This is a genomic window from Marinobacter sp. 2_MG-2023 (genome assembly GCF_030546935.1).
Taxonomy (GTDB): domain Bacteria; phylum Pseudomonadota; class Gammaproteobacteria; order Pseudomonadales; family Oleiphilaceae; genus Marinobacter.
Genome location: NZ_JAUOPH010000003.1, coordinates 25,708 through 48,332 on the forward strand (window position 1 = coordinate 25,708; position 22,625 = coordinate 48,332).

Here is a 22,625-nt window from a genome sequence, read left to right on the forward strand (position 1 = left end):
AAGGAATATTGGATGAGCGGTAGAATGCCGGGTATGAAAACCCGAATGTTGTGGATATGGATAACACTATTGCTCACCAGTACGGCTCAGGCTCAAATGGAATTTCCCTCCAGCTCCCAGGATGATTGGCGATTGGACGATGGTTCTGCCGCACTTCACCCAAATACTCCGCGCAAACTGCGCACTCCGGTTCTGATCATGGGTGAAGGCCGGGAAATAGCCTCAGAAGCTGTAGTCATTCTTGTTGATGCGCCATTTTCAGTTGTAAGCCCTGTTGTTGTGAAAGTATGGGAGCAGTTGGGGTATCCGGTTGAGGAAGCCACGCTGCAACGGGCCGATCTGCCGGAAGACTGGGTGCAGCTGATGCTTGCAGCCCAGCCGGGTTTGCGTGCGGCCATGGTGAACAAGGTCTACGGCCCGGAGCTTGAGCAAGCGGTGGAGGACGGCGCACTGACGGACAACGAACGCGAACGCCGTTTGCAGCTTCTCGGTGCAAGTATCCAGGCATACTCTGAAACGATGCGAAAAGTGCCAGAGTTTCGCGAACCCGTTCAGCGAGTTCGTCACTATCGCGAACAGACCTACGGCAAGAATTACCGCACGGACGACTACGATATCCTGGACCTTGAACCTGTGATGGGGCTACCCGTTACTGCCGTGACTATCCAGCGCAAGCACGCGTTAGAGAATCGAAAACGCTTTCTGGCTTTAGCCGATACTCCCCAATTTACTACGCAGAACCTGGTACCTGCGGAGACTTTTCAGGCGACATTGGATGCAATCACCAAGGCACTGCCCGATAGCGCAATCCGCCTGGAAGAATCACCGGGTGTTTGGATTCCGCCGGTGCCGATACCCGATACCTTGCCTGCGGCAGATTGGCGCTTTCCTTCTACAAATGGGCAGCTGATCGAGCCCTTGGCCCATCGACTTGGTAATAACCAGGCATTAATGCTTCGTGCAGTTCAGCAACAACCGGATGGCGCTTTGATTCTGGTTGCAGAAGCAAGCGCTGAGCGTGATGGGGAAGAGCTATGGATCAGTGCACTCCTGAGACTGACCCCGGAGGCGACAGCCATTGAAGTGCTGTGGGAGGGAGAGGCCGGTGTTAATGAACTTTATGCAAGCCTGGACGGAGAACAACTCTGGTTTACCGGTTATCCCTTTGGAGAGCAGTTAACCCTGTTTCATTATCGCCAGGGGGAGGGTGTCGTTAGCCTTGATTTTCCAGAGGGTGAGCAGCCAAGACTGGATACGATACAGTGGTGGGTCGATGGACGTGGGCCTGTATTGGCTTCTTTTAAGGTGGGGGATTTTCGGCGACTTGATGGCTTGACAATGTCATCGCCTCAGCCTGTTCCGCGCAGTGACTGGTTTGTCAACCATCAGAGGTTGTTAAAGGGCGGTTCCAATCCATGGGTAGAGGATGACCAGGGCGTTGCCGAGCTGGATCCGGATACTGGCCAGGTGTTGCGTTCGTTTGCTGTACCACCCCGCATTGCGATGCCCGAAGGTCTTCCTTCCTGGCCAGAGCTGGACCCTCGTGCTTTCAAAACAGGCTCCGGAGGGCTGGTTTCGGCCAAGGGCGAGTGGTTGGCAACGGTCTTTGATATCGAGAGACCGGAGTCCGATCCGATGGTTGGTGTACACCTCATGGATACCGATAAGGGCAGCCTGCTTTACTCCGCTGTTTTGCCTGATACCAGTGGTGTCCGGCTTATCGCGGCATCCCCTGATGGTCGTTGGCTTGCGCTTTATGGCTATAGCGGCAAACTTGTGCTGTGGGATGTTCGTGCTGGTACTAACCCTTTTCGTCTTCACATGCCCCGCGTTAGCCTTGAGGATATGACCTTCTCTCTGGCCAGTGATAGCCTTATTGGCGTTGGTGATGAGCATGTGCTTGTCTGGAATCTGGCAGAACCCTAATCATCGTCCGCTTTTTCCTGCGCTTCGAGCTCTGCCTTGCGCTTGCGAACCTTCTCCAGTTTGTCTTCCGGGATGTACATTTTGCTGGCGGAATCCCTGAGCATAAAAAGGCTGCCCAGAACCAGGGCTACGGCAACGAGTATAAAAATCCAACCGATCATTGGCATACGTACGGTTCCTTTGTTGGAATAGCTTAACCTATAGTGAAGCACGGGGTTTCGCATGCACAACCCAGTTGCTTGAATATTCTGAATGGCCGGCATGCAGGCTTGATAATAAGCATACAAGGAGTATCCATAGATATGAGCGATTCCAGCTACACGCCACCCAAGGTCTGGAAGTGGGAATCTGCAAGCGGCGGCGCTTTTTCGAATATCAACCGCCCTGTTGCAGGTCCGACTCATGACCAAGACTTGCCTGTAGGTAAGCATCCATTCCAGCTTTACTCACTGGCAACACCAAACGGTGTGAAGGTCACGATTATGCTGGAAGAGTTGCTGGAACTGGGTATCAATGAAGCTGAATACGACGCCTGGCTGGTTCGCATTAACGAGGGGGAACAGTTCAGTAGCGGGTTTGTGGACGTTAACCCGAATTCGAAGATCCCGGCGTTACTGGATTGCTCTCAGGAGCCTGCTGTACGGGTATTTGAGTCGGGCTCCATTCTGCTTTATCTGGCTGAAAAATTTGACCATTTCCTGCCTTCGGATATAGCCAAACGCACCGAGACGCTTAACTGGCTGTTCTGGCAGATGGGCAGTGCGGCGTTTGTCGGCGGTGGTTTTGGACACTTCTATGCCTATGCACCCGAGAAGTACGAGTACCCCATTAACCGCTACACCATGGAGGTCAAGCGACAGCTGGATGTGCTGGACCGTCAGTTGGCCAATAACCGGTATGTTGCGGGCGATGAATATACCATCGCGGACATGGCCATCTGGCCCTGGTATGGCGCGCTGGTAACAAACAAGGTTTACGATGCGGCCGAGTTTCTTGAAGCGCACACCTATACCCATGTGCTGCGCTGGGCCCTGGAGCTTAAACAGCGCCCCGCCATTCAACGTGGGCGAATGGTGAATCGGGCCTGGGGGGAACCTGAAAGTCAGCTATATGAGCGCCACGACGCGAGCGATTTTGAGCACAAAACCCAGGACAAACTTGCAGGGGCTTCTGGCGAATCCTGATGTATCAACTTTTTCAGCCCGGGTTTTTCGATGAGTTCTGAAATCGTCTATATCGTTGGTTTGACTGCACTTGCCGGTATTTGCATCCCCCTTGGCGGATTACTGGCAAGAATTGAACGCATCGGCCCCAACTGGCTGGAACAGGAGTTCCGGCACTTTCTGATAGCCTTGGGTGGTGGCATTCTGCTTGGCGCTGTGAGTATTGTGCTGATACCGGAAGGGCAGTCGAGCATTGGCAACTCGTTTTGGGCCATACCCGCTATTATTTCCGGCGGTCTGCTGTTTTTCTGGATTGAACGAATGCTCGGAGTTTATAACAGGGAATCACCACAGTTGATGGGCGTGATGCTGGATTTCGTGCCGGAGGCGGCCGCGCTGGGTGGGCTCATTATCGTTAACCCGAGCCTGGCACCCTTGATGGCTGTGCTGATTGCCATGCAAAACCTGCCTGAGGGGTTCAATGCCTATCGTGAGTTCTGTGACAAGCCAGGTTATACACCGAAAAAGACCCTGACTGTAATGACAGGCCTTGCTGCAGCGGGGCCGATTGCAGGGCTTCTTGGGTATTTTTTTCTGTCCGACCAGCCAGTAATTCTCGGAACCATCATGCTGGTGGCATCTGGCGGTATTCTGTATCTGATTTTTCAGGATATTGCGCCCCAGTCGCGGTTGGAAAAGCACTGGGGGCCACCCCTTGGTGCGGTGATCGGTTTTTGCCTGGCGCTGTTCAGCGATATGCTGGTTACGCAAGTCTGAGATAAAGCCCTTGGGAATCGTTTTGAGGGGCATACCAAGGGCAAGTGTGTTCAGGCGATTTTTCGGGTCGCCTCTTTGTTGAGGATTTTTTCGATCTCTTCCGCTCCGAGGTTTTCTTTCTTGAGTGCGGCTTTGGCCAGAGCTTCAAGCTGATCCCTGTGATCTGTCAGGAATTCAAGGGTGGCTTTTTCCAGAGCCAGAAGTTCTGACTGGATTTCAGCATCAATCAGCTCTGCCATCTTCTCACTGTATTCCCTTTGCGAGCCCATCTCGCGCCCCAGGAAAACGTGTTCCTCGCCAATACTCAGGCCCATGGGGCCTATTTTTTCGTTCATGCCCCATTGGCCAATCATCTTGCGGATCAGTTTGGTGGCTTCCTTGAGATCGCTCTGGGCGCCGGTGGTTACTTCGCCATAGATGATCTTTTCTGCTGATCGACCGCCGAGCATTACCTTGATGCGGTCTCTGAGATAGCTTTCAGAGTAATTGTAACGATCCTCCTTCGGCGTCTGCTCCGTGACGCCCATAGCCATGCCGTGAGGAATAATCGTGACCCGGGTCAGGGGGTCGGCTTTGGGCATGTAATAAGCCATGATGGCGTGTCCGCTTTCGTGGTAGGCCACAACTTCCCGCTCTTCCTGTGATAGCCGGGCGTCACGTTTTTCACCCAGTACAATGCGATCACGGGCGAGCTCAAAGCAGTGAGCCGTCACCTCGCTCAGGTTTTCACGGGCTGCTGTCAGAGCTGCTTCGTTGACCAGATTTTTCAGGTCGGCACCGGAAAAACCAATAGTGCGGGCCGCCAGTTGCTTCAAATCTACGTCTGCAGCCAGGGGTACTTTACGAACGTGCACGGCGAGAATGACGTCCCGAGCATCTTTGTGGGGAAGATCCAGAGTGATCTTCCGGTCAAACCGACCAGGGCGGAGCAGGGCGCTGTCCAGAACATCCGGGCGGTTGGTGGCGGCCAGCACAAGAATGTTCTCGTGGGACTCAAAGCCATCCATTTCCGTAAGAATCTGGTTCAGTGTCTGCTCTCGCTCATCGTGTCCGCCACCGACGCCGGCACCTCTGGAGCGGCCGATCGCATCCAGCTCATCAATGAAAACCAGCGCGGGTGCTTCCTTGCGGGCATTCGCAAACATATCCCGAACCCTTGAGGCACCCACGCCCACAAACATTTCAATGAATTCTGAAGCGCTGATGCTGAAAAAAGGTACTTCCGCTTCCCCCGCAATGGCACGGGCAAGAAGGGTTTTGCCTGTACCTGGTGGGCCGACGAGAAGAACGCCTTTGGGCATGGATGCACCCAGTGCCCGGTATTTATCCGGGGATTTGAGGAAATCGATAATTTCCGCAATTTCACGCTTTGCTGACTCAATGCCAGCTACATCATTCAGGGTTGTGGTGGAGGTTTCTTTCACTGCCCGCCGGGCTTTGGAACGACCATAATCAAACATGCCACCGCCCTGGGTCATACGCTTCTGCGCGGAGCCCCAGAACCAGTACATCAGGGCCAGCAGTAATATCCAGGGCAGGATGCCGCGAATCAGCTCCTGCCACCACAGGAGTTCCGGGGATTTGGCCCGGATGGTGACATCATTGCTTTCCAGCAGCGTGAGCAGTTCGGGATCATCCATGGGGGGGCGGGTAGTGCTGAATCCGGGGCTAGAGCTGTTTGCCGCATCATCAGTAGTGAAAGAAGCTCGTCCCTGGTCACTGAACAGGCCGGTTATGTTGTCTTCTCTGAGAGTTACCTCGGAGATTTGATTATTTGTAACGGCGGTCTTGAATTCCGAGTACGCCAGTTCCTGAAGCTTAGGTGCGCCACTGTCCTGTAGCCACATGAACGCCAGAAAGATGGCGGCGCTGAGCCACAGAAAGGAATACTGCTTCGGTACCTCCGGCTGTTGCTTTGCCGGGGGCGTCTGCTTTTCGGGGCTGTTGGGATTGATCATTTTTATCTTCGGTTACCCTCTATATCTACCGTATCTACCGTCGTATCGGCACGCGACTCTGGTGTCAGTAGCCCATGGCCGAAGAGGTGCTACGTCTCGGGTCTGCACCACCGTACAGAGTGCCATCTTCACCTATCATAATACTCTGAATGGCCCCCATAGCCGAATTGGTTACCACCTTGTGGCCGCGGCCTTCCAGTAAACGCACAGTGTCCGTGCTGACACCCTGTTCGATGCGAATCTGATCCGGGAGCCATTGGTGATGGATTCGGGGCGCATTAACAGCGGTCTGTATGTTCATGTCGTGGTCTATCACGTTCATGATTACCTGCAGAGTCGTTGTAATAATGCGCGAGCCGCCCGGGCTGCCGGTCACCAGGAAATTACGGTTGTCTTTGCGAACAATGGTCGGTGACATGGAGCTGAGCATGCGTTTTCCGGGTTCTACCTTGTTTGCCTCGCCGCCAATCAGGCCATAGGCATTGGGCACGCCCGGCTTGGCACTAAAGTCATCCATTTCGTTGTTGAGTAGAAAGCCGGCGCCCTCCACGGTAATCCCTGAGCCGTAACTGAAGTTTATGGTGTAAGTGTTTGATACTGCGTTACCCCATTTGTCAACAACCGAGAAATGTGTGGTTTCCGGGCTTTCGTAGCCCGGGGGTTGGCCGGGGCGGATATCGCTTGCCGGGCGAGCCTTGTCCTGTTTGATGCCTTGCCGCAGCTGTTCAGCGTAGGGTTTGCTGGTTAGTCCTTTTAGGGGCACATCTACATAATCTGTGTCGCCCAGGTATTCTGAGCGGTCGGCGTAGGCCAGTTTCATGGCTTCAGCCATGTAGTGAATCGTATCCGCCGAGTTGTGGCCCAGCTCCCGAATCGGAAAGCCCTCGAGAATGTTCAGTATCTGTACGATGTGCGCACCGCCAGAGGAGGGTGGTGACATGGAGTAGATGTCGTAGCCCCGGTAGTTTCCATGCACCGGAGCGCGAACAATCGGCTGGTAGTCTATGAGGTCCTGCCGGGTGATAAGGCCTCCATGTCTCTCCATTTCTTCAACAATCAATTGAGCTGTTTCACCCTGATAAAAACCTTTTACACCTTCATCTGCAATGCGTTGCAGGGTGGTTGCCAGTTCCGGCTGGCGGAAGCGCTCACCGGCTTTCCAGGCAGAACCGTCCTTTTTGTAAAAGGTTGCCTGGGTTGCGGGCCAGCGTTGAAGCCGCTCCCGTGCCTGCTCAAGGCCTTCACTGAATCGTTGCGGAACAATGAACCCTTCCCGGGCGAGTTCGATAGCGGGTGCCAGTGCCTGCTTCAGGGACAGAGTGCCATGACGCTCCAAAGCCATGGCCAGGCCGGCAACTGTGCCGGGAACGCCTGCGGCAAGGTGCGTAAAGCGGCTGCGGTTCTGGATTACGTTGCCAGACTCATCCTGATACATGGTCTCGGTGGCGGCAGACGGCGCTTTCTCCCGGTAATCGATGGCCTCGGGTGCGGAGCCGTCGCCTTTCGATATCAGCATAAAACCACCGCCACCGATGTTTCCGGACCTTGGTTGGGTAACGGCCAGGGCGAATCCGGCAGTTACTGCCGCATCCACGGCGTTGCCGCCATCTTTCAGTACTTTTAATGCCACTTCTGTCGCCAGGGTGTGGCTGGTTGCAACCATGCCATTGTGGGCACTGGCGGGATGAAACCGCTCACCCTCAAGAATCGCCTGGCTGAAAACCGGCGTCGTTAGGGTTGCAAGGCATAGGGCAAGGCAGGCCATCCGGGTAAGTGTCTGTAGGCTGCCTGAGCGCCCGGGGAGTCGGGTTTCCATAGTTTGTTGGTGCAGGCCTCTGTCCATGTCTTCACTCCTCGTTTCTGATGTCCAGATAGGCTATGATAGCCCGTCATTTTATCTGGTGCGTACCGCTAACCCTGGTGTCTGTTCCGGCTGCCGTTTCCGGCAATGGTTCCCGGCGCATCTGCTTTCCCGTTTTTCAGTTAAGGAAAGGCTTTCATGGAGCATACCTACCGTCTTGTGATTTCCTGCCCGGACAGGGTTGGAATTGTCGCCAAGGTGAGTAATTTTTTGTCGACTTATAATGGCTGGATCACTGAAGCCAGTCACCATTCGGATACCCACACCGGCCGGTTCTTCATGCGCCACGAGATCAAGGCCGAGTCTATTCCGTTTGGCCTTGATCAGTTCCGCGCCTCGTTTGAGCCGATTGCCCGTGAGTTTGATATGCATTGGCATATCGCCGATTCGGCCCAGCCCAAAAAAGTGATTCTGATGTGCAGCAAGGAGTCCCACTGCGTGGCCGACCTCCTGTATCGCTGGCACAGTAATGAAATCAACGCTGAAATTGTTGCGGTGATCTCCAATCATGATGATTTGCGCCGTATGGTGGAGTGGCATGAGATTCCATACCACCATATTCCGGTGAGCAAGGAGAACCGTGATGAGGCATTTGCCCATATCGACGAGCTTTTTCAGGGCTATGACGTTGATGTGGTGGTGCTCGCAAGGTATATGCAGATTCTTCCGGCTGATCTTTGTGCGAAACACGCCGGAAAGGTGATTAACATTCACCATAGCTTTCTGCCGTCCTTCGCCGGGGCGCGGCCATATCACCAGGCTTACAGCCGCGGTGTAAAGCTGATCGGTGCTACCTGCCATTACGTGACCCAGGATCTTGATGAGGGGCCGATTATCGAGCAGGACGTCATCCGTATTACCCACAGTGATTCCATTGAGGACATGGTGCGCCTCGGTAAAGATGTGGAGAAAAACGTTCTCGCCAGGGGATTGCGCTCTCATATTGAGGATCGCGTGATCACCTACGAAAACAAGACTGTGGTATTTGATTAAGGCTGCCCCACAGATGCCCCTGAAAGGGTGCGACTGTGGTAGAATTGGCGGCTTGTTGAAGAATAACGACGGGGCCTGGAAACGGCCCTGCAACGACTTCCAGATAACGCAAAGGAACCTTTCTCGATGGGTGAATTAGCCAAAGAGATCCTGCCGGTCAATATTGAAGATGAACTGAAGCAGTCTTACCTGGATTACGCCATGAGCGTTATCGTCGGGCGAGCGCTTCCAGACGTGCGGGATGGCCTCAAGCCGGTTCACCGTCGTGTTCTGTTCGCAATGTCCGAACTGAACAACGACTGGAACAAGGCCTACAAGAAGTCTGCCCGTGTGGTGGGTGATGTCATTGGTAAATACCACCCGCACGGTGACTCTGCTGTTTACGACACCATCGTTCGTATGGCTCAGCCGTTCTCCCTGCGTTACCCGCTGGTAAACGGTCAGGGCAACTTCGGTTCTATCGACGGTGATAACGCGGCAGCCATGCGTTACACCGAAATCCGCATGGAGAAAATTGCACACTCCTTGTTGGCAGATCTCGACAAAGAAACCGTAGATTTTGTCGACAACTATGATGGTACAGAGCGAATTCCTGAAGTTATGCCTACGCGGGTTCCTAACCTGCTGGTGAATGGCTCTTCTGGTATCGCTGTAGGCATGGCGACTAATATCCCGCCCCATAACCTGACCGAAGTAGTGAACGGTTGTCTGGCGCTGATAGATAACCCTGATCTTACCTGCGATGAGCTGATGGAGTTCATCCCGGGACCGGATTTTCCGACTGCAGGTATTATCAATGGCCGTGCCGGCATCGTTGAAGCTTACCGCACCGGCCGTGGCCGTATTTATGTTCGTGCCCGGCATGAAATCGAGCATGACAAGAAAACCAATCGTGATGCCATCATTATCACTGAGCTGCCGTATCAGCTTAACAAGGCCCGTCTGATCGAAAAGATCGCCGAGTTGGTGAAAGAAAAGCGCCTGGAAGGCATCACCGAGCTTCGGGACGAGTCTAACAAGGAAGGCATCCGCGTCTTTATAGAATTACGTCGCGGTGAGAACCCGGAAGTTGTTATCAACAACCTGTTCAAACACACCCAGTTGCAGACTGTGTTTGGTATCAACATGGTTGCGCTCATCGACGGTGAGCCAAGAATTCTGAACCTCAAGGAAATGCTGGACGCGTTCGTGCGTCACCGCCGTGAAGTGGTGACCCGTCGTACCATCTTTGAGCTTCGCAAAGCCCGTGAACGGGGCCATATCCTTGAAGGTCTGACCGTTGCACTGGCCAACATTGATGAAATGATCGAGTTGATCAAGGCCTCGCCGAGCTCTGTGGAAGCCAAAGAGAAGCTGATGGCCAAGGGCTGGGCGCCCGGTGACGTGATGGCGATGCTTGAGCGTGCCGGCGAAGATGCCTGCCGTCCGGACGACCTGCCGGAAATCTATGGCTTGCGGGATGGCCTGTACTTCATGTCGCCGGAACAGACCCAGGCTATCCTGGACATGCGTCTGCACCGTCTGACCGGTCTGGAAACGGAAAAGCTCCAGAACGAGTACAAGGAAATTCTCGAGAAGATCGCCGGCCTGCTGGAAATTCTGGGCGACCCGGATCGTTTGATGCAGGTTATCCGTGAAGAACTGGAAGCTGTGGTACAGGAGTTCGGCGACGAGCGACGCACGGAAATAACCAGCTCCCAGCGTGATCTGACGATTGCTGACCTGATTGATGAAGAAGACCTGGTTGTAACCATCTCCCATGGTGGTTATGCCAAGACTCAGGCGGTTGAGGATTATCAGGCCCAGCGCCGTGGTGGGCGTGGTAAAGCCGCGACTTCCATGAAAGACGAAGATTTCGTTGAGAAGCTGTTGGTCGCCAACTCCCATGACACCATCTTGTGCTTCTCCAACCGTGGCAAGGTCTATTGGCTGCGTGTATTCGAGATTCCCCGTGCCAGTCGCGCATCCCGTGGCCGGCCGATGGTTAATATTCTGCCCCTTGAGGAAGGTGAGCGTATCACTACCTTCCTGCCAGTGCGGGATTACCCGGAAAACCAGTTTGTTCTCATGGCGACGTCTGCAGGTGTCGTCAAGAAAACGCCTCTACCGAACTTCTCACGCCCGCGTAGCAGTGGCCTGATTGCCTTGTCTCTGGACGAAGGTGATACCTTGATTGGCGCTGCAATAACCGAAGGCGACGCCGAAATCATGCTGTTCTCCACAGCGGGCAAGGCGGTTCGATTCAACGAGGAGTCGGTTCGGCCATTGAGCCGGACGGCCCGTGGTGTGCGTGGTATCAGAATGCCGGAAGGCCACCATGTGGTTTCCCTGATCATTCCTCAGGAAGGCGGGGTGATTCTGACGGCCAGTGAGCATGGTTACGGCAAACGCACCGCGATTGATGAGTTCCCGACCTATAGTCGTGGCAGCCAGGGCGTTATTGCCATGCAGTGCTCCGACCGTAACGGTAACCTGGTAACTGCGCTGCAGTTGTTCGACGGCGACGAGATGATGCTGATTTCCGACAAAGGTACGCTGGTTCGTACCCGCACGGATGAAGTGTCTGTCCTCAGCCGGAACACTCAGGGTGTGCGCCTGATCAGACTGAGTCAGGAAGATGAGCGCCTGGTGGGCGTGGAGCGGATTGCTGAAACCGACGATGAAGACATTGAAGAGTCTGAGGTTGATGGCGCAGATATCGACGGCGAAGAAGCTTCCACAGATGAAGGCGTAGACAACAGTTCGGAATCGGGCGCTGGCGAGGAATAAGCCAGTGCTGCCGAACATCGAATCCGCATGACGTGAGAGACCACAGGAACATGAGCAGGGCGTATAATTTTTGTGCAGGTCCGGCAACCTTGCCGGAAAGCGTGCTGGTACAGGCGCGGGATGAAATGCTGGACTGGCGCGGCACTGGCATGTCCGTGATGGAAATGAGTCATCGTGGTGACGCGTTCGTGGAGATCGCCGAAACCGCCGAGCAGGATTTGCGGGAATTAGCTGGAGTATCAGATGATTACGCTGTTCTCTTCATGCAGGGTGGAGCTTCCAGTCAGTTCTCTACGATTCCTCTGAACCTGCTTGGCGACAAAACGTCTGCGGATTACGTGAACAGCGGCATCTGGTCCAAAAAGGCCATTGCCGAAGCCGCGCGCTATAGCGACGTGAATGTCGTTGCCAGCGCTGAAGCCGGTGGCTTCTCCAGTATTCCGGATCAGGCCTCCTGGCGGACCAGTGCCGATGCGGCTTATCTGCATTACACGCCGAATGAAACGATAGGCGGCCTGGAGTTTGATTTTATTCCTGATAGCGCGGATGTCCCGCTGGTGGCAGATATGTCTTCTACCATGCTTTCGCGCCCGGTGGATGTTTCAAAGTTCGGGCTGATCTACGCCGGTGCCCAGAAAAATATAGGCCCTTCCGGGCTGGTTGTGGTCATTATTCGCAAGGACCTTCTGGGGAAAGCCCGGAAGGAAACGCCGACTATGATGAACTACCAGGTTATTGCCGATAACGGGTCTATGTACAACACGCCCGCGACATACTCCTGGTATCTCGCGGGCCTGGTATTCAAATGGCTGAAGGCTCAGGGCGGCGTTAAAGCCATGGGCGAGATTAATCAGAGAAAAGCGGAAAAACTGTACGGTTTTATTGATACCAATGAGTTTTACGCTAACCCGATAGAGCCGCGTTTTCGTTCCTGGATGAACGTGCCCTTCACGCTGCAAGACGATGCTCTGAATGGTGTCTTCCTTCAGGGTGCGGAGGACCGTGGTTTGCTGAACCTGGCAGGTCACCGCTCGGTCGGCGGCATGCGTGCCAGTATCTACAATGCGATGCCCGAGGCGGGCGTGGATGCTCTGATTCAATACATGACTGAGTTTGCGAAGGAGCGGGGCTGATCATGAGTGATGAGCAGGTTCGCCTCGGAGAACTGCGGGAAGAAATAGACAGTCTTGATCAGAGGATCATGGAACTGATCAGTGCCCGTGCTAAATGCGCCCAGGAAGTTGCTCATGTAAAAATGGCCGCAAACCCTGGGGAGGATGTGTTTTTCTATCGCCCCGAGCGGGAAGCGCAGGTTCTGCGCCGTATTAAAGAGGCGAACCCCGGCCCCTTGCCGGGTGAAGAAATGGCCCGCCTGTTTCGCGAGATCATGTCGGCGTGTCTGGCGTTGGAAAAGCCCATGCACATCGCTTTTCTGGGGCCGATCGGCACCTTTACCCAGGCGGCAGCCCTCAAGCACTTCGGGCACTCCGTTGTCAGTTTACCCCTGCCAGCGATCGATGCGGTTTTCCGTGAGGTAGAGTCCGGCACTGCACACTATGGCGTGGTGCCGGTTGAAAACTCTACTGAAGGCATGGTCAACCACACACTTGATATGTTCATGTTGTCCCCGCTGAAAATCTGCGGAGAAGTTCAGCTGAGAATTCATCACCATCTGCTGGTTTCACCGGACTACCGGGATCTGGAAATAACCCGCATTTACTCGCACCAGCAGTCTTTTGCCCAGTGTCGCCAGTGGCTGGATACCCATCGCTACGGTATTGAGCGGGTTACTGTGTCCAGTAATGCCGAAGCAGCGCGCAGGGCAGCCAACGAGCCGGGCGCAGCAGCAATTGCCGGTGATATGGCAGCAGAGCTCTATGGTCTCGAGAAACTGGCGGGCAGCATTGAAGACCGGCCGGACAACACCACCCGATTCCTGATTGTTGGTCGGGAAGAGGTTCAGTCAAGCGGGCAAGACAAATCGTCGATTCTGGTTTCCATGAGAAACAAGCCTGGCGCGCTATACCAGTTGCTGGAGCCGTTTCATCGTCATGGAATCAGTCTTACCCGGCTTGAGACGCGCCCCTCGCCCAGTGGCACCTGGGCCTATGTGTTCTATATCGATTTTGAAGGGCATATGGATGATGAGCTGGCGCGTAAAGTGCTCGCCGAGGTAGAGGCAGAAGCCGTTGAGCTCAAACGCCTGGGCTCCTATCCCATCGGTGTTCTCTAGTATCATCCAGTTAAGGAAGGTGTATGGCCATTGATTATCAAAGCCTGGCGGTAAAAGGTGTTCAGGCATTATCTCCCTATCAGCCGGGTAAGCCGATCAGCGAGCTTGCTCGAGAGCTGGGCCTGGATCCGGCTGAGATCATCAAACTGGCCAGTAATGAGAATCCTCTGGGCCCCAGTAAAAAAGCTGTTGCTGCGGCCGAAAAAGCCTTGGCGGAACTTTGTTTGTATCCCGATGGTAACGGGTTTGATCTGAAGCAGAAGCTGTCCGCGCGACTCAGCGTGGGCGCTGACCAGATTACACTTGGAAACGGATCAAACGATGTGCTCGAGGTAATTGCACGTTGCTTTGCAGGCACTGATTCCGAAGTAGTGTTTTCCCAGTATGCGTTTGCCGTTTACCCGATTGTGACTCAGGCAATTGGCGCCAAAGCCGTTGCTGTGCCGGCGAAAGACTGGGGCCACGATCTGGATGCCATGGCGGCAGCGGTTACCGAACGCACCCGGTTGATCTTTGTGGCCAACCCGAACAACCCTACCGGAACTGTGCACAATTCAGACGCCATTGAAGCGTTTCTCGGCAAGATCCCTGAAGACGTTTTGGTGGTTCTGGATGAAGCCTACTGCGAGTATATGACCGGTGAAAAGGATCCGGACGGTGTTGCGCTGCTGACCCGTTTCCCGAACCTGATTGTGTGTCGTACCTTTTCCAAAGCCTGGGGCCTTGCTGCACTGCGTGTTGGCTACAGCATCAGTTCACCGGCAATTGCCGACATACTCAACCGCGTCCGGCAACCTTTTAACGTAAGCACTGTTGCACTCGCAGCCGCCACCGCAGTGTTGGATGACGAGGATTATCTGAAACGCTCCCGCGAGACCAATACTGCCGGGTTGAAGCAGCTGGAAGCGGCCTTTGATCAGATGGGCCTCCGGTATATTCCTTCATCCGGTAACTTTGTGGCGGTTGAAGTGGGGCCGCAAGCTATGGGTGTCTACCAGGCATTGCTGGCCCACGGGGTTATTGTGCGCCCCATCGCGGGTTACGGAATGCCAGAACACCTCCGCGTTTCAGTGGGGTTGCCTGAGGAGAACGAACAGTTTATCGACGCGCTCGCTAAGGCGTTGGCAGCGTCAGGGCAGGGCGCCTGAGGTGTCTTCCGGCGAGCCGCTTTTTCATCGTGTCGCCATTATCGGGCTCGGCCTGATAGGCGGTTCGCTGGCCAGCGCTATTCGTAAAAACGGACTTGCCCGGGAAGTTGTCGCAGCTGATCAGCGTAAAGAAGACCTTGTGCTGGGCCAGTCTCTGGGCGTTATTGATACGGTTGCCGGAACGACCGCAGAAGCGGTGCAGGGTGCAGACCTTGTCGTGCTGGCTGTGCCAGTGCAGGCGACTCGCAAGGTACTTGAGGAAGTGCGGCCGTACCTATCAGCGGATGCAATTCTCACCGACGTCGGAAGTACCAAGACCAGTTTTGTAAAGGATGTAGAAGCTGTATTCGGGGAGTTTTTGCCTCGTGTGATTCCCGGGCACCCGATTGCCGGATCGGAAAGAAGTGGCATTCGTGCGGCCAATTGGGAGTTGTTCGCCAACCATAAAGTCATACTGACCCCATCAGATAACGTGAGCAGTGTTCATCTGGACCAGCTCAGGGCTTTATGGGAGGCGTGTGGGGCGACTGTGCTTACCATGTCAGTGGCGTACCACGATGAAGTGCTGGCAGCGACAAGTCATCTGCCCCATCTCATAGCTTTCTCGCTGGTTGATACGCTGGCAGGGGAAGACGAGAACATGGATATTTTCCGGTATGCTGCAGGCGGATTCCGTGATTTTACGCGGATTGCCGCGAGCGATCCGGTTATGTGGCACGATATTTTTCTTTCCAATCGCGACGCCGTTCTTCGGGTGATCGATCATTTCACTAAAGACTTGGATCAACTCCGCACTGCGATTGCAGATCAGGATGGCGCTACGCTATTGCGAGTATTCAGCCGTGCCAAAGCGGCGCGTGAACACTTTTCAAAAATGCTTTCAGGGCAGGCTTACGTGACAAATAACAGTGAAAAGCAGGTAAGGTTCCGTCTTCAGCCAGGTGGCTCCGTAACCGGGGATATCCGGGTGCCTGGTGATAAATCCATTTCTCATCGCTCTATTATGCTCGGCGCTCTGGCTGAAGGCATCACCGAGGTGAAGGGCTTTCTTGAAGGTGAAGACAGCCTCGCAACGCTACAGGCCTTTCGTGATATGGGCGTTACGATTGAGGGGCCGGACAACGGTTTTGTGCGCATTCACGGCGTTGGAATGCACGGCCTGCAGGCTCCGCGCGGCCCTATATATCTAGGCAATTCCGGAACGGGCATGCGGTTGTTCACCGGTCTCCTGGCTGCTCAACCCTTTGAATCCGAGCTCACCGGCGACGCAAGCCTCTCCGTTCGACCCATGAACAGGGTTGCGGACCCACTGAGATCCATGGGTGCCGTTATCGACACCGCAGAGGGCGGTCGTCCGCCACTGAAAATTCATGGCAGCCGAGACAAGAAACTGACAGGTATTCACTACGATATGCCGGTTGCCAGTGCCCAGGTGAAATCCTGCCTCTTGCTTGCCGGCCTTTATGCTGATGGCACAACGTCCGTAACTGAGCCCGCACCGACACGGGATCACACCGAGCGCATGTTGACTGGCTTTGGTTATCAGGTGGAGCGCGATGGGCCAACGGCCAGTGTTACTGGCGGTGGTAAGCTGACAGCCAATGTTATCGATGTGCCAGCGGATATTTCATCGGCTGCCTTCTTTCTGGTGGCAGCGAGCATTGCGCCAGATTCCGATCTGATCCTGCGCCATGTTGGCATGAACCCCACACGTGTCGGCGTGGTCAACATCCTGCGGCAGATGGGCGCCAATATTGAGATCGTGGCTGAGCGGGAAATTGGTGGTGAGCCGGTTGCGGATCTGCGTGTCCGCTCTGCTGAGCTTAAAGGTATTGATATTCCGGAAGATCAGGTACCTCTTGCTATCGACGAATTCCCGGCGCTGTTTATTGCTGCCACCTGCGCTACCGGCCGCACGGTACTGACCGGTGCTGAGGAGTTGCGGGTAAAAGAGAGCGACCGCATTCAGGTAATGGCCGATGGTCTTGCTGCTCTGGGTGTTGAAACACTGGTTACACCGGATGGCATCGTTATCGAGGGTGGCCAGACCATCAAAGGCGGTTCCATTCAAAGCCATGGCGATCACCGTATTGCTATGTCTTTCGCTGTGGCTTCGCTGCGGGCAACTGGCGAGATCGAGATAAATAACTGTGCCAACGTAGCAACATCTTTCCCCGGTTTTGTAGAGCTGGCCAAAGAAACCGGTATCCATATTTCATCCGAGGGTTCCGAAGCGAACGCCGAACAGGGAGCAGGTTAATGTCGGAAGGCAATGCACCGGTTATCGCCGTTGACGGCCCGGGTGGCTCTGGCAAAGGTACCGTTACCCAGATGCTGGCGCGAAAACTTGGCTGGCACCTTCTCGACAGTGGTGCTCTTTACCGGCTGACGGCTCTCGCAGCAACGCGCCAGCATGTATCGCTGGATGACGAAGCGTCGTTAGTGCAGGTTGCTGCATCTTTGGATGTTGCCTTTCAGCCGACTCAGGAAGGTGAGCCCGTAAAGGTGATTTTAGCGGGCGAGGATGTAACCTCTGACATCCGTACGGAAATCTGCGGTAACAACGCGTCGCGCATTGCCGTTATGCAGCCGGTTCGCGATGCGCTTTTGCAGCGTCAACGGGATTTCCGGCAAGAGCCCGGGTTGGTTGCAGACGGTCGCGATATGGGCACAGTGGTTTTCCCGGACGCGCCGGTCAAGATTTTTCTGACAGCGAGCGCCGAAGAACGAGCGCGCCGGCGTTTCGGCCAGTTGAAGGCTGCCGGCGTCGATGTTAGTATTGACGCCCTTTTAGAGGAGATACGGGTTCGTGATGAACGGGATATGAACCGTTCCGCAGCCCCTCTCAAGCCTGCAGACGATGCGCAAGTCATTGATTCTACGGGGTTGAGTATACAAGAGGTGTTGGGCAGGTGTATGGCAGCAGCGGGCCAGACTTGACTGCACCTTTTTGTCGTTGAAATACCGGAAGCAGCGTAATCTGCCAGTCACTGGCTGATTCCGGAACTTATTAACAGACCGTGTTGCTGGCGGCACGGAGCATACTTGCATTGAACCTATAGGACTCATAATGAGCGAGAGCTTTGCGGATCTTTTTGAAGAAAGCCTAAAAGAAATTGACATGAAACCAGGTTCCATCGTCCAGGGAACCGTAGTTGATGTTGATAGCGACTGGGTCACAGTTAACGCCGGACTGAAGTCCGAAGGCGTTATCCCCGCCTCCCAGTTCCTGAACGAAAAAGGCGAGTTGGAAGTAGCTATTGGCGACGTTGTCGACGTAGCACTGGATGCAGTAGAAGATGGTTTCGGTGAGACCCGCCTGTCCCGTGAAAAGGCCAAGCGCGCTGAATCCTGGAAGGTACTCGAGAAGTCCTTCGAAGCTGAAGAAGTGGTCAAAGGTATTATTAACGGCAAGGTTAAGGGTGGTTTCACCGTTGATCTGGCTGGTATTCGTGCGTTCCTGCCGGGTTCCCTGGTAGACGTTCGTCCGGTTCGCGATACTGCGCACCTGGAGAACAAGGAACTCGAATTCAAGGTTATCAAGCTGGACCAGAAGCGTAACAACGTGGTTGTTTCTCGCCGCGCCGTTCTGGAAGCTGAAAACAGCGCCGAGCGTGAAGCACTGCTGGAAACCCTGACCGAAGGTCTGTCAATTCAGGGTATCGTCAAGAACCTGACCGACTACGGCGCGTTCGTAGATCTGGGCGGTGTTGACGGCCTGTTGCACATTACCGATATGGCCTGGAAGCGCATCAAGCACCCGAGCGAAATCGTAAACGTTGGTGACGAGATCAACGTTAAGGTTCTGAAGTTCGATCGTGAGCGTAACCGTGTATCTCTGGGTCTGAAGCAACTGGGTGAAGATCCCTGGGTTGATATCAAAGGTCGCTATCCGGAAGGTACCAAGGTTACTGCACGTGTAACCAACCTGACCGATTACGGCTGCTTTGCTGAGCTGGAAGAAGGCGTTGAAGGTCTGGTTCACGTATCTGAAATGGATTGGACCAACAAGAACATTCACCCATCCAAAGTCGTTAATGTTGGCGACGAAGTGGGCGTGATGATTCTGGACATCGATGAAGAGCGTCGTCGTATCTCCCTGGGTATCAAGCAGTGCGTATCCAACCCATGGGAAGATTTCTCCGGCAACTTCAACAAGGGCGACCGCATCTCCGGTAAGATCAAGTCAATCACTGACTTCGGTATCTTCATCGGTCTGGACGGTGGCATTGATGGTCTGGTTCACTTGTCTGATATCAGCTGGAACGAAACAGGCGAAGAAGCTGTTCGTGAATACAAGAAGGGTGACGATGTTGATACCGTTATCCTGTCTGTAGATCCCGAGCGTGAGCGCATCTCCCTGGGTATCAAGCAGCTTGAAAGCGATCCGTTCGCTGAGTTTGTTCAGCTGAATGACAAAGGCTCCATCGTTAAGGGTGTTGTTTCTGCCATTGACGCCAAGGCAGCTACTATTGCTCTGAACGACGAAGTTGAAGCGGTTCTGAAAGCCTCTGAAATCAGCCGTGACCGTGTCGAAGACGCGCGTAACGCACTGAAAGAAGGCGAAGAAGTTGAAGCGAAGATCATCAGCATCGATCGCAAAAACCGCATTATCAACCTGTCCGTCAAGTCCAAGGACGTAGAAGACGATAAGCAGGCTATTGATACTGTACGTAGCAAAGCTGCAGAAACTACCTCCGGTGCGACCACCATTGGTGATCTCATCAAGGAGCAAATGCAGCAGCAAAACGCCAATAAGGACTAAGTTCCGGTTGGTATGAAAAAAAACGGGCTCTAAGAGCCCGTTTTTTTTGTGTTTTTTTATGATTTGGCTAAACTACACGAGTAGGAATTCGGCAACCAACGGCCGAATAAAAAAAGAATAGAGGGAAGTGCCTCATGACGAAGTCTGAACTGGTCGAATTAATTGCCTCAAAACAAACGCAGCTTTCGGTTAAAGACGTTGAGCTGGCGGTAAAAACGATTATTGAGCATATGTCCCAGTCGCTTGCTAACGGGCAGCGAATTGAAATCAGGGGATTTGGCAGTTTTTCCCTTCACCATCGGGCTGCCCGCACTGGCCGGAATCCGAAAACAGGCGAAGCGGTACAATTACCCGCAAAGCATGTTCCGCATTTCAAGCCAGGCAAAGAGCTGCGTGAACAAGTGAATGACAGTTTGAAGCAGGGATTTTAGAAGTTTTTGTTCCTGGAACGGAATACCCACAACTCGGGCACTTTATAAGCGTTAGGGAGAGCTAAGGCTATGGCAGGATTGCAGAAAATTCTATTGATTCTGTTGGTACTGGTCCTGGTTTTGCTGGCGCTCGTGTTTTCTCTGAACAATCAGATGGCCGTCGCTCTAAACTTTCTGGTGTTTGAAACCCAGCCCCACGGCGTCGCCGTCTGGATCATCATGTCTTTTGTAATCGGCGCGCTGGTTGGCGTTTTGATGACCTTGCTTGCTACCTTTCGCACGTCGGTATCCCGTCGTACCCTGCAGAAGAAACTTGATCGAACGGAACAGGCACTGGAGAAATCCAGGGTTCAGAACGACCGGGCTATTTAATGGATATAGTGTTTCAGTGGCTGCTGTTGACCATTGCAGTTGCCCTCGGCTGGTTTGTTGGGCGTCTGGGTAGCGATAATAAACGAAACCGAACCAAGATTTCAGACGAAGATTCCGTAAAGGATCGGCTTCAGTTCCTGTTTACGAACTATTCAGATCAGGCTGTCGATAATTTTGTACAGTCTCTGGCTGTCAACAAAGAGACGGTTAGTCTTCACCTCTCCATTGGCAGGCACTTCCGCAATAAAGGCGAAACCGATCGCGCCATTCTGGTTCACCAGAACCTCCTCGCACGGCCCGAACTGCCCCCGCGATTTTCACCTCAGGTCACGCTTGAGCTTGCCATGGACTTTCTTAATGCGGGCTTGCTAGATCGCGCTGAGGCTTTACTGCAAGAGTTGATGGGAGATCGAGAGTATGGGCGCAAGGCCGCTCAGCAACTCATTGAGCTCTATCAACAAGAAAGGGAGTGGGGAAAAGCATCAGACATCGCTCGCGCCCTTACCAAAAACGATGCAGATCCGGCTATGTTCAAGGATCTGGCGTACCTTACCTGTGAGATGGCAGAACAGGCTCTTGGACGAGATGATCGTTGGGCTGCCCAGCGGCTTGCCAAAGAAGCGCTGGATTATGACCGCTCCTGCGTTCGCGCGACCTTGATCCTGATGAAGATACTTGTCCGGCAGGGCAGTTATCGGGAAGCCGGAAATCAGAGCCTGAAGGTTTTTGACCAAAACCCGGATTTCGGGCCTGAAGCCGTCGACCGCCTAATGAAGCTTGAGCATGAGCACGGGGATATTGGCCGGTTGGTAAAAAAATTGCGCAAACTTTATGAGGTTTATCCGAGTACAAGTTTGTTGCTCGCTCTGGTTGAGTCTGTTGAGCGGGGGGCCGGGCGCCCGGCGGCGCTGGATTTGTTGCGTAAGGAGCTGGAGATACGCCCGAGCGTGCGAGCGCTTTTGCGCTTGGTAGAAATGGCAGGTTATGAGAAGGGTATGACCACTGACGAAGGTCGGTTGGTGAGCCGTATAGGGCTTCTGATTCTAGCCAATCGACCGGTCTATCGTTGCGTTAGCTGTGGCTTTTCAGGTCAACAGCTGCACTGGCTATGCCCAAGCTGTAAGCAGTGGGAAACTGTTCGCCCGATTCAGGGCGTTGAAGCCGAATAATATTTACTGACACACCTTCAGGATATTTCAACGTGCATACCTCTAACGATCCCAAGATCATCGTAGCCCTAGACTTTCCCTCTTCAAACCCGGCTCTGGGCCTGGTGGACAAGCTTGATCCTGAAAAATGCCGGCTAAAGGTCGGCAAAGAGCTATTTACCCGCTCCGGCCCCCAATTTGTTGAGGGTTTGCACAAGCGTGGTTTCGATGTGTTTCTGGACCTGAAATTCCACGATATTCCCAACACAGCCTCAGCTGCTGTGGCCGCCGCTGCCGACCTGGGTGTGTGGATGGTAAACGTGCACGCCTCAGGTGGTGAGAAGATGATGATAGCCTGCAGGGAGCGCCTGGACACCTTTGGCGCCGACAAGCCCCTGCTGATTGCCGTCACGGTTCTCACTAGCATGACTGCAGAAGACCTTGCAGGCATAGGCATTACCGATTCCCCTGAAGCACAGGTTTCCCGCCTGGCTACGCTAACCCGAAATTGCGGCCTCGACGGTGTAGTCTGCTCCGCACAGGAAGCCCCAAAACTCAAAACAGAGCAGGGCATCGATTTCAAACTGGTCACTCCGGGTATTCGGCCTTTAACGGCCGACAAAGGCGATCAGCAGCGCATCATGACCCCCAGCGATGCTCTCAAAGCCGGTTCAGACTACCTCGTTATAGGTCGACCAATTACCCAGGCGGCTGACCCTCTGGCTGCTTTGGAGGCTATTCATTCCGAGGTGATGGGCCTCTAGTTTTCGACCTGGCCTTTGAGCCTGAGTGCAGGGAATGGTGGGAGCCCACTCCCAAAAACCGCTACGAGCACATCCATGTGCGCTTGTCTTCGGCCATCCTTGGCCTACGACATTTTTGGGAGTGGGCTCCCACCATTCCAGTCAGGTTTCCGAGTAATAGTCTATAAACTCTGCGGACAACTCAGTGTTAAGCAAGGGGTGGCTGACAGGGCTTTCCAAAACTGTAGAGGGCCATGGATGGCCCGAAACAGGCGCACATGGGTGTGCTTGTAGCGTGTTTTGGAAAGCCCTGTCGGTCATCCCGCTCCCCCAAGCCA

The 22,625-nt window shown here is 54.1% G+C and carries 18 protein-coding genes; 15 read left to right on the forward strand and 3 right to left on the reverse strand.

What is annotated here, in order from left to right; translation table 11 throughout:
* Nucleotides 1-12: 12 nt before the first annotated feature.
* On the forward strand, nt 13-1,926 hold the full coding sequence (locus Q4501_RS07475) for a WD40 repeat domain-containing protein (protein ID WP_303595544.1): 1,914 nt from the start codon (nt 13-15) through the stop codon (nt 1,924-1,926).
* Here Q4501_RS07475 and Q4501_RS07480 read toward each other — a convergent pair.
* Nucleotides 1,923-2,093 carry a DUF2897 family protein gene (locus Q4501_RS07480; protein ID WP_303595546.1) on the reverse strand — a complete coding sequence of 57 codons (171 nt, stop codon included), beginning with the start codon at nt 2,091-2,093 and terminating at the stop codon, nt 1,923-1,925. The two genes, Q4501_RS07475 and Q4501_RS07480, sit on opposite strands and share 4 nt — an antisense overlap.
* Nucleotides 2,094-2,228: 135 nt before the next feature.
* Here Q4501_RS07480 and yghU point away from each other — a divergent pair, with 135 nt between their 5' ends.
* Both yghU and Q4501_RS07490 read left to right on the forward strand, forming a co-directional pair.
* Nucleotides 2,229-3,110 carry a glutathione-dependent disulfide-bond oxidoreductase gene (gene yghU / locus Q4501_RS07485; protein ID WP_303595547.1) on the forward strand — a complete coding sequence of 294 codons (882 nt, stop codon included), beginning with the start codon at nt 2,229-2,231 and terminating at the stop codon, nt 3,108-3,110.
* Between the two features lie 30 nt (nt 3,111-3,140).
* Nucleotides 3,141-3,866 carry a ZIP family metal transporter gene (locus Q4501_RS07490; RefSeq protein WP_303595548.1) on the forward strand — a complete coding sequence of 242 codons (726 nt, stop codon included), beginning with the start codon at nt 3,141-3,143 and terminating at the stop codon, nt 3,864-3,866.
* A 50-nt stretch (nt 3,867-3,916) separates the two neighbouring features.
* Here the strand turns inward: Q4501_RS07490 and ftsH are convergent, their stop codons facing one another.
* Together ftsH and ggt are read right to left on the reverse strand one after the other, a co-directional pair.
* On the reverse strand, nt 3,917-5,824 hold the full coding sequence (ftsH, locus tag Q4501_RS07495) for an ATP-dependent zinc metalloprotease FtsH (RefSeq protein WP_303595549.1): 1,908 nt from the start codon (nt 5,822-5,824) through the stop codon (nt 3,917-3,919).
* A 64-nt stretch (nt 5,825-5,888) separates the two neighbouring features.
* A complete protein-coding gene (gene ggt / locus Q4501_RS07500) occupies nt 5,889-7,667 on the reverse strand; it encodes a gamma-glutamyltransferase (RefSeq protein ID WP_303595550.1) in 1,779 nt (592 codons plus the stop codon).
* A gap of 156 nt (nt 7,668-7,823) precedes the next feature.
* Here ggt and purU point away from each other — a divergent pair, with 156 nt between their 5' ends.
* The 12 genes from purU (at nt 7,824) to pyrF (ending at nt 22,308) form a co-directional block, all read left to right on the forward strand.
* Nucleotides 7,824-8,678: a formyltetrahydrofolate deformylase gene (gene purU / locus Q4501_RS07505; RefSeq protein ID WP_303595551.1), complete on the forward strand. Its 855-nt coding sequence runs from the start codon at nt 7,824-7,826 to the stop codon at nt 8,676-8,678.
* Between the two features lie 126 nt (nt 8,679-8,804).
* The gene (gene gyrA / locus Q4501_RS07510) at nt 8,805-11,447 is read left to right on the forward strand and encodes a DNA gyrase subunit A (RefSeq protein ID WP_303595552.1); all 2,643 of its coding nucleotides are present in this window, start codon (nt 8,805-8,807) and stop codon (nt 11,445-11,447) included.
* 50 nt (nt 11,448-11,497) lie between these two features.
* The gene (gene serC / locus Q4501_RS07515) at nt 11,498-12,580 is read left to right on the forward strand and encodes a 3-phosphoserine/phosphohydroxythreonine transaminase (protein WP_303595553.1); all 1,083 of its coding nucleotides are present in this window, start codon (nt 11,498-11,500) and stop codon (nt 12,578-12,580) included.
* Nucleotides 12,581-12,582: 2 nt separating this feature from the next.
* Nucleotides 12,583-13,680, forward strand: coding sequence for a prephenate dehydratase (gene pheA / locus Q4501_RS07520; protein ID WP_303595555.1), 1,098 nt, complete (start codon nt 12,583-12,585; stop codon nt 13,678-13,680).
* Between the two features lie 23 nt (nt 13,681-13,703).
* Nucleotides 13,704-14,828 carry a histidinol-phosphate transaminase gene (gene hisC / locus Q4501_RS07525; RefSeq protein ID WP_303595557.1) on the forward strand — a complete coding sequence of 375 codons (1,125 nt, stop codon included), beginning with the start codon at nt 13,704-13,706 and terminating at the stop codon, nt 14,826-14,828.
* A 1-nt stretch (nt 14,829) separates the two neighbouring features.
* A complete protein-coding gene (locus Q4501_RS07530; RefSeq protein WP_303595559.1) occupies nt 14,830-17,088 on the forward strand; it encodes a bifunctional prephenate dehydrogenase/3-phosphoshikimate 1-carboxyvinyltransferase in 2,259 nt (752 codons plus the stop codon).
* The gene (gene cmk, locus Q4501_RS07535) at nt 17,088-17,768 is read left to right on the forward strand and encodes a (d)CMP kinase (protein WP_303595561.1); all 681 of its coding nucleotides are present in this window, start codon (nt 17,088-17,090) and stop codon (nt 17,766-17,768) included. Before Q4501_RS07530 ends, cmk begins: the two co-directional genes overlap by 1 nt.
* Before the next feature lie 130 nt (nt 17,769-17,898).
* Nucleotides 17,899-19,593, forward strand: a complete 1,695-nt coding sequence (gene rpsA, locus Q4501_RS07540) for a 30S ribosomal protein S1 (RefSeq protein WP_303595563.1) — start codon at nt 17,899-17,901, stop codon at nt 19,591-19,593.
* A gap of 134 nt (nt 19,594-19,727) precedes the next feature.
* Nucleotides 19,728-20,024 carry an integration host factor subunit beta gene (locus Q4501_RS07545; RefSeq protein ID WP_071268191.1) on the forward strand — a complete coding sequence of 99 codons (297 nt, stop codon included), beginning with the start codon at nt 19,728-19,730 and terminating at the stop codon, nt 20,022-20,024.
* Between the two features lie 69 nt (nt 20,025-20,093).
* A complete protein-coding gene (locus tag Q4501_RS07550; protein WP_303595565.1) occupies nt 20,094-20,396 on the forward strand; it encodes a LapA family protein in 303 nt (100 codons plus the stop codon).
* Nucleotides 20,396-21,565 (forward strand): lipopolysaccharide assembly protein LapB, encoded by a 1,170-nt coding sequence (lapB, locus tag Q4501_RS07555; RefSeq protein ID WP_303595567.1) that lies wholly within the window; start codon nt 20,396-20,398, stop codon nt 21,563-21,565. The genes Q4501_RS07550 and lapB overlap by 1 nt, the downstream gene beginning before the upstream one ends.
* 32 nt (nt 21,566-21,597) lie before the next feature.
* Nucleotides 21,598-22,308, forward strand: a complete 711-nt coding sequence (gene pyrF / locus Q4501_RS07560; protein ID WP_303595569.1) for an orotidine-5'-phosphate decarboxylase — start codon at nt 21,598-21,600, stop codon at nt 22,306-22,308.
* The last annotated feature ends 317 nt before the right edge of the window (nt 22,309-22,625 follow it).

What these genes read in the sequence shown, in the direction of transcription:
- yghU (WP_303595547.1), top strand. Translation starts at nt 2,229, where the DNA reads ATGAGCGATTCCAGCTACACGCCACCCAAGGTCTGGAAGTGGGAATCT.
- hisC (WP_303595557.1), top strand. Translation starts at nt 13,704, where the DNA reads ATGGCCATTGATTATCAAAGCCTGGCGGTAAAAGGTGTTCAGGCATTA.
- gyrA (WP_303595552.1), top strand. Translation starts at nt 8,805, where the DNA reads ATGGGTGAATTAGCCAAAGAGATCCTGCCGGTCAATATTGAAGATGAA.
- ggt (WP_303595550.1), bottom strand. Translation starts at nt 7,667, where the DNA reads ATGGACAGAGGCCTGCACCAACAAACTATGGAAACCCGACTCCCCGGG.
- serC (WP_303595553.1), top strand. Translation starts at nt 11,498, where the DNA reads ATGAGCAGGGCGTATAATTTTTGTGCAGGTCCGGCAACCTTGCCGGAA.
- Q4501_RS07550 (WP_303595565.1), top strand. Translation starts at nt 20,094, where the DNA reads ATGGCAGGATTGCAGAAAATTCTATTGATTCTGTTGGTACTGGTCCTG.
- rpsA (WP_303595563.1), top strand. Translation starts at nt 17,899, where the DNA reads ATGAGCGAGAGCTTTGCGGATCTTTTTGAAGAAAGCCTAAAAGAAATT.
- purU (WP_303595551.1), top strand. Translation starts at nt 7,824, where the DNA reads ATGGAGCATACCTACCGTCTTGTGATTTCCTGCCCGGACAGGGTTGGA.
- Q4501_RS07480 (WP_303595546.1), bottom strand. Translation starts at nt 2,093, where the DNA reads ATGCCAATGATCGGTTGGATTTTTATACTCGTTGCCGTAGCCCTGGTT.
- cmk (WP_303595561.1), top strand. Translation starts at nt 17,088, where the DNA reads ATGTCGGAAGGCAATGCACCGGTTATCGCCGTTGACGGCCCGGGTGGC.
- lapB (WP_303595567.1), top strand. Translation starts at nt 20,396, where the DNA reads ATGGATATAGTGTTTCAGTGGCTGCTGTTGACCATTGCAGTTGCCCTC.
- pheA (WP_303595555.1), top strand. Translation starts at nt 12,583, where the DNA reads ATGAGTGATGAGCAGGTTCGCCTCGGAGAACTGCGGGAAGAAATAGAC.
- Q4501_RS07475 (WP_303595544.1), top strand. Translation starts at nt 13, where the DNA reads ATGAGCGGTAGAATGCCGGGTATGAAAACCCGAATGTTGTGGATATGG.
- Q4501_RS07545 (WP_071268191.1), top strand. Translation starts at nt 19,728, where the DNA reads ATGACGAAGTCTGAACTGGTCGAATTAATTGCCTCAAAACAAACGCAG.
- ftsH (WP_303595549.1), bottom strand. Translation starts at nt 5,824, where the DNA reads ATGATCAATCCCAACAGCCCCGAAAAGCAGACGCCCCCGGCAAAGCAA.
- Q4501_RS07490 (WP_303595548.1), top strand. Translation starts at nt 3,141, where the DNA reads ATGAGTTCTGAAATCGTCTATATCGTTGGTTTGACTGCACTTGCCGGT.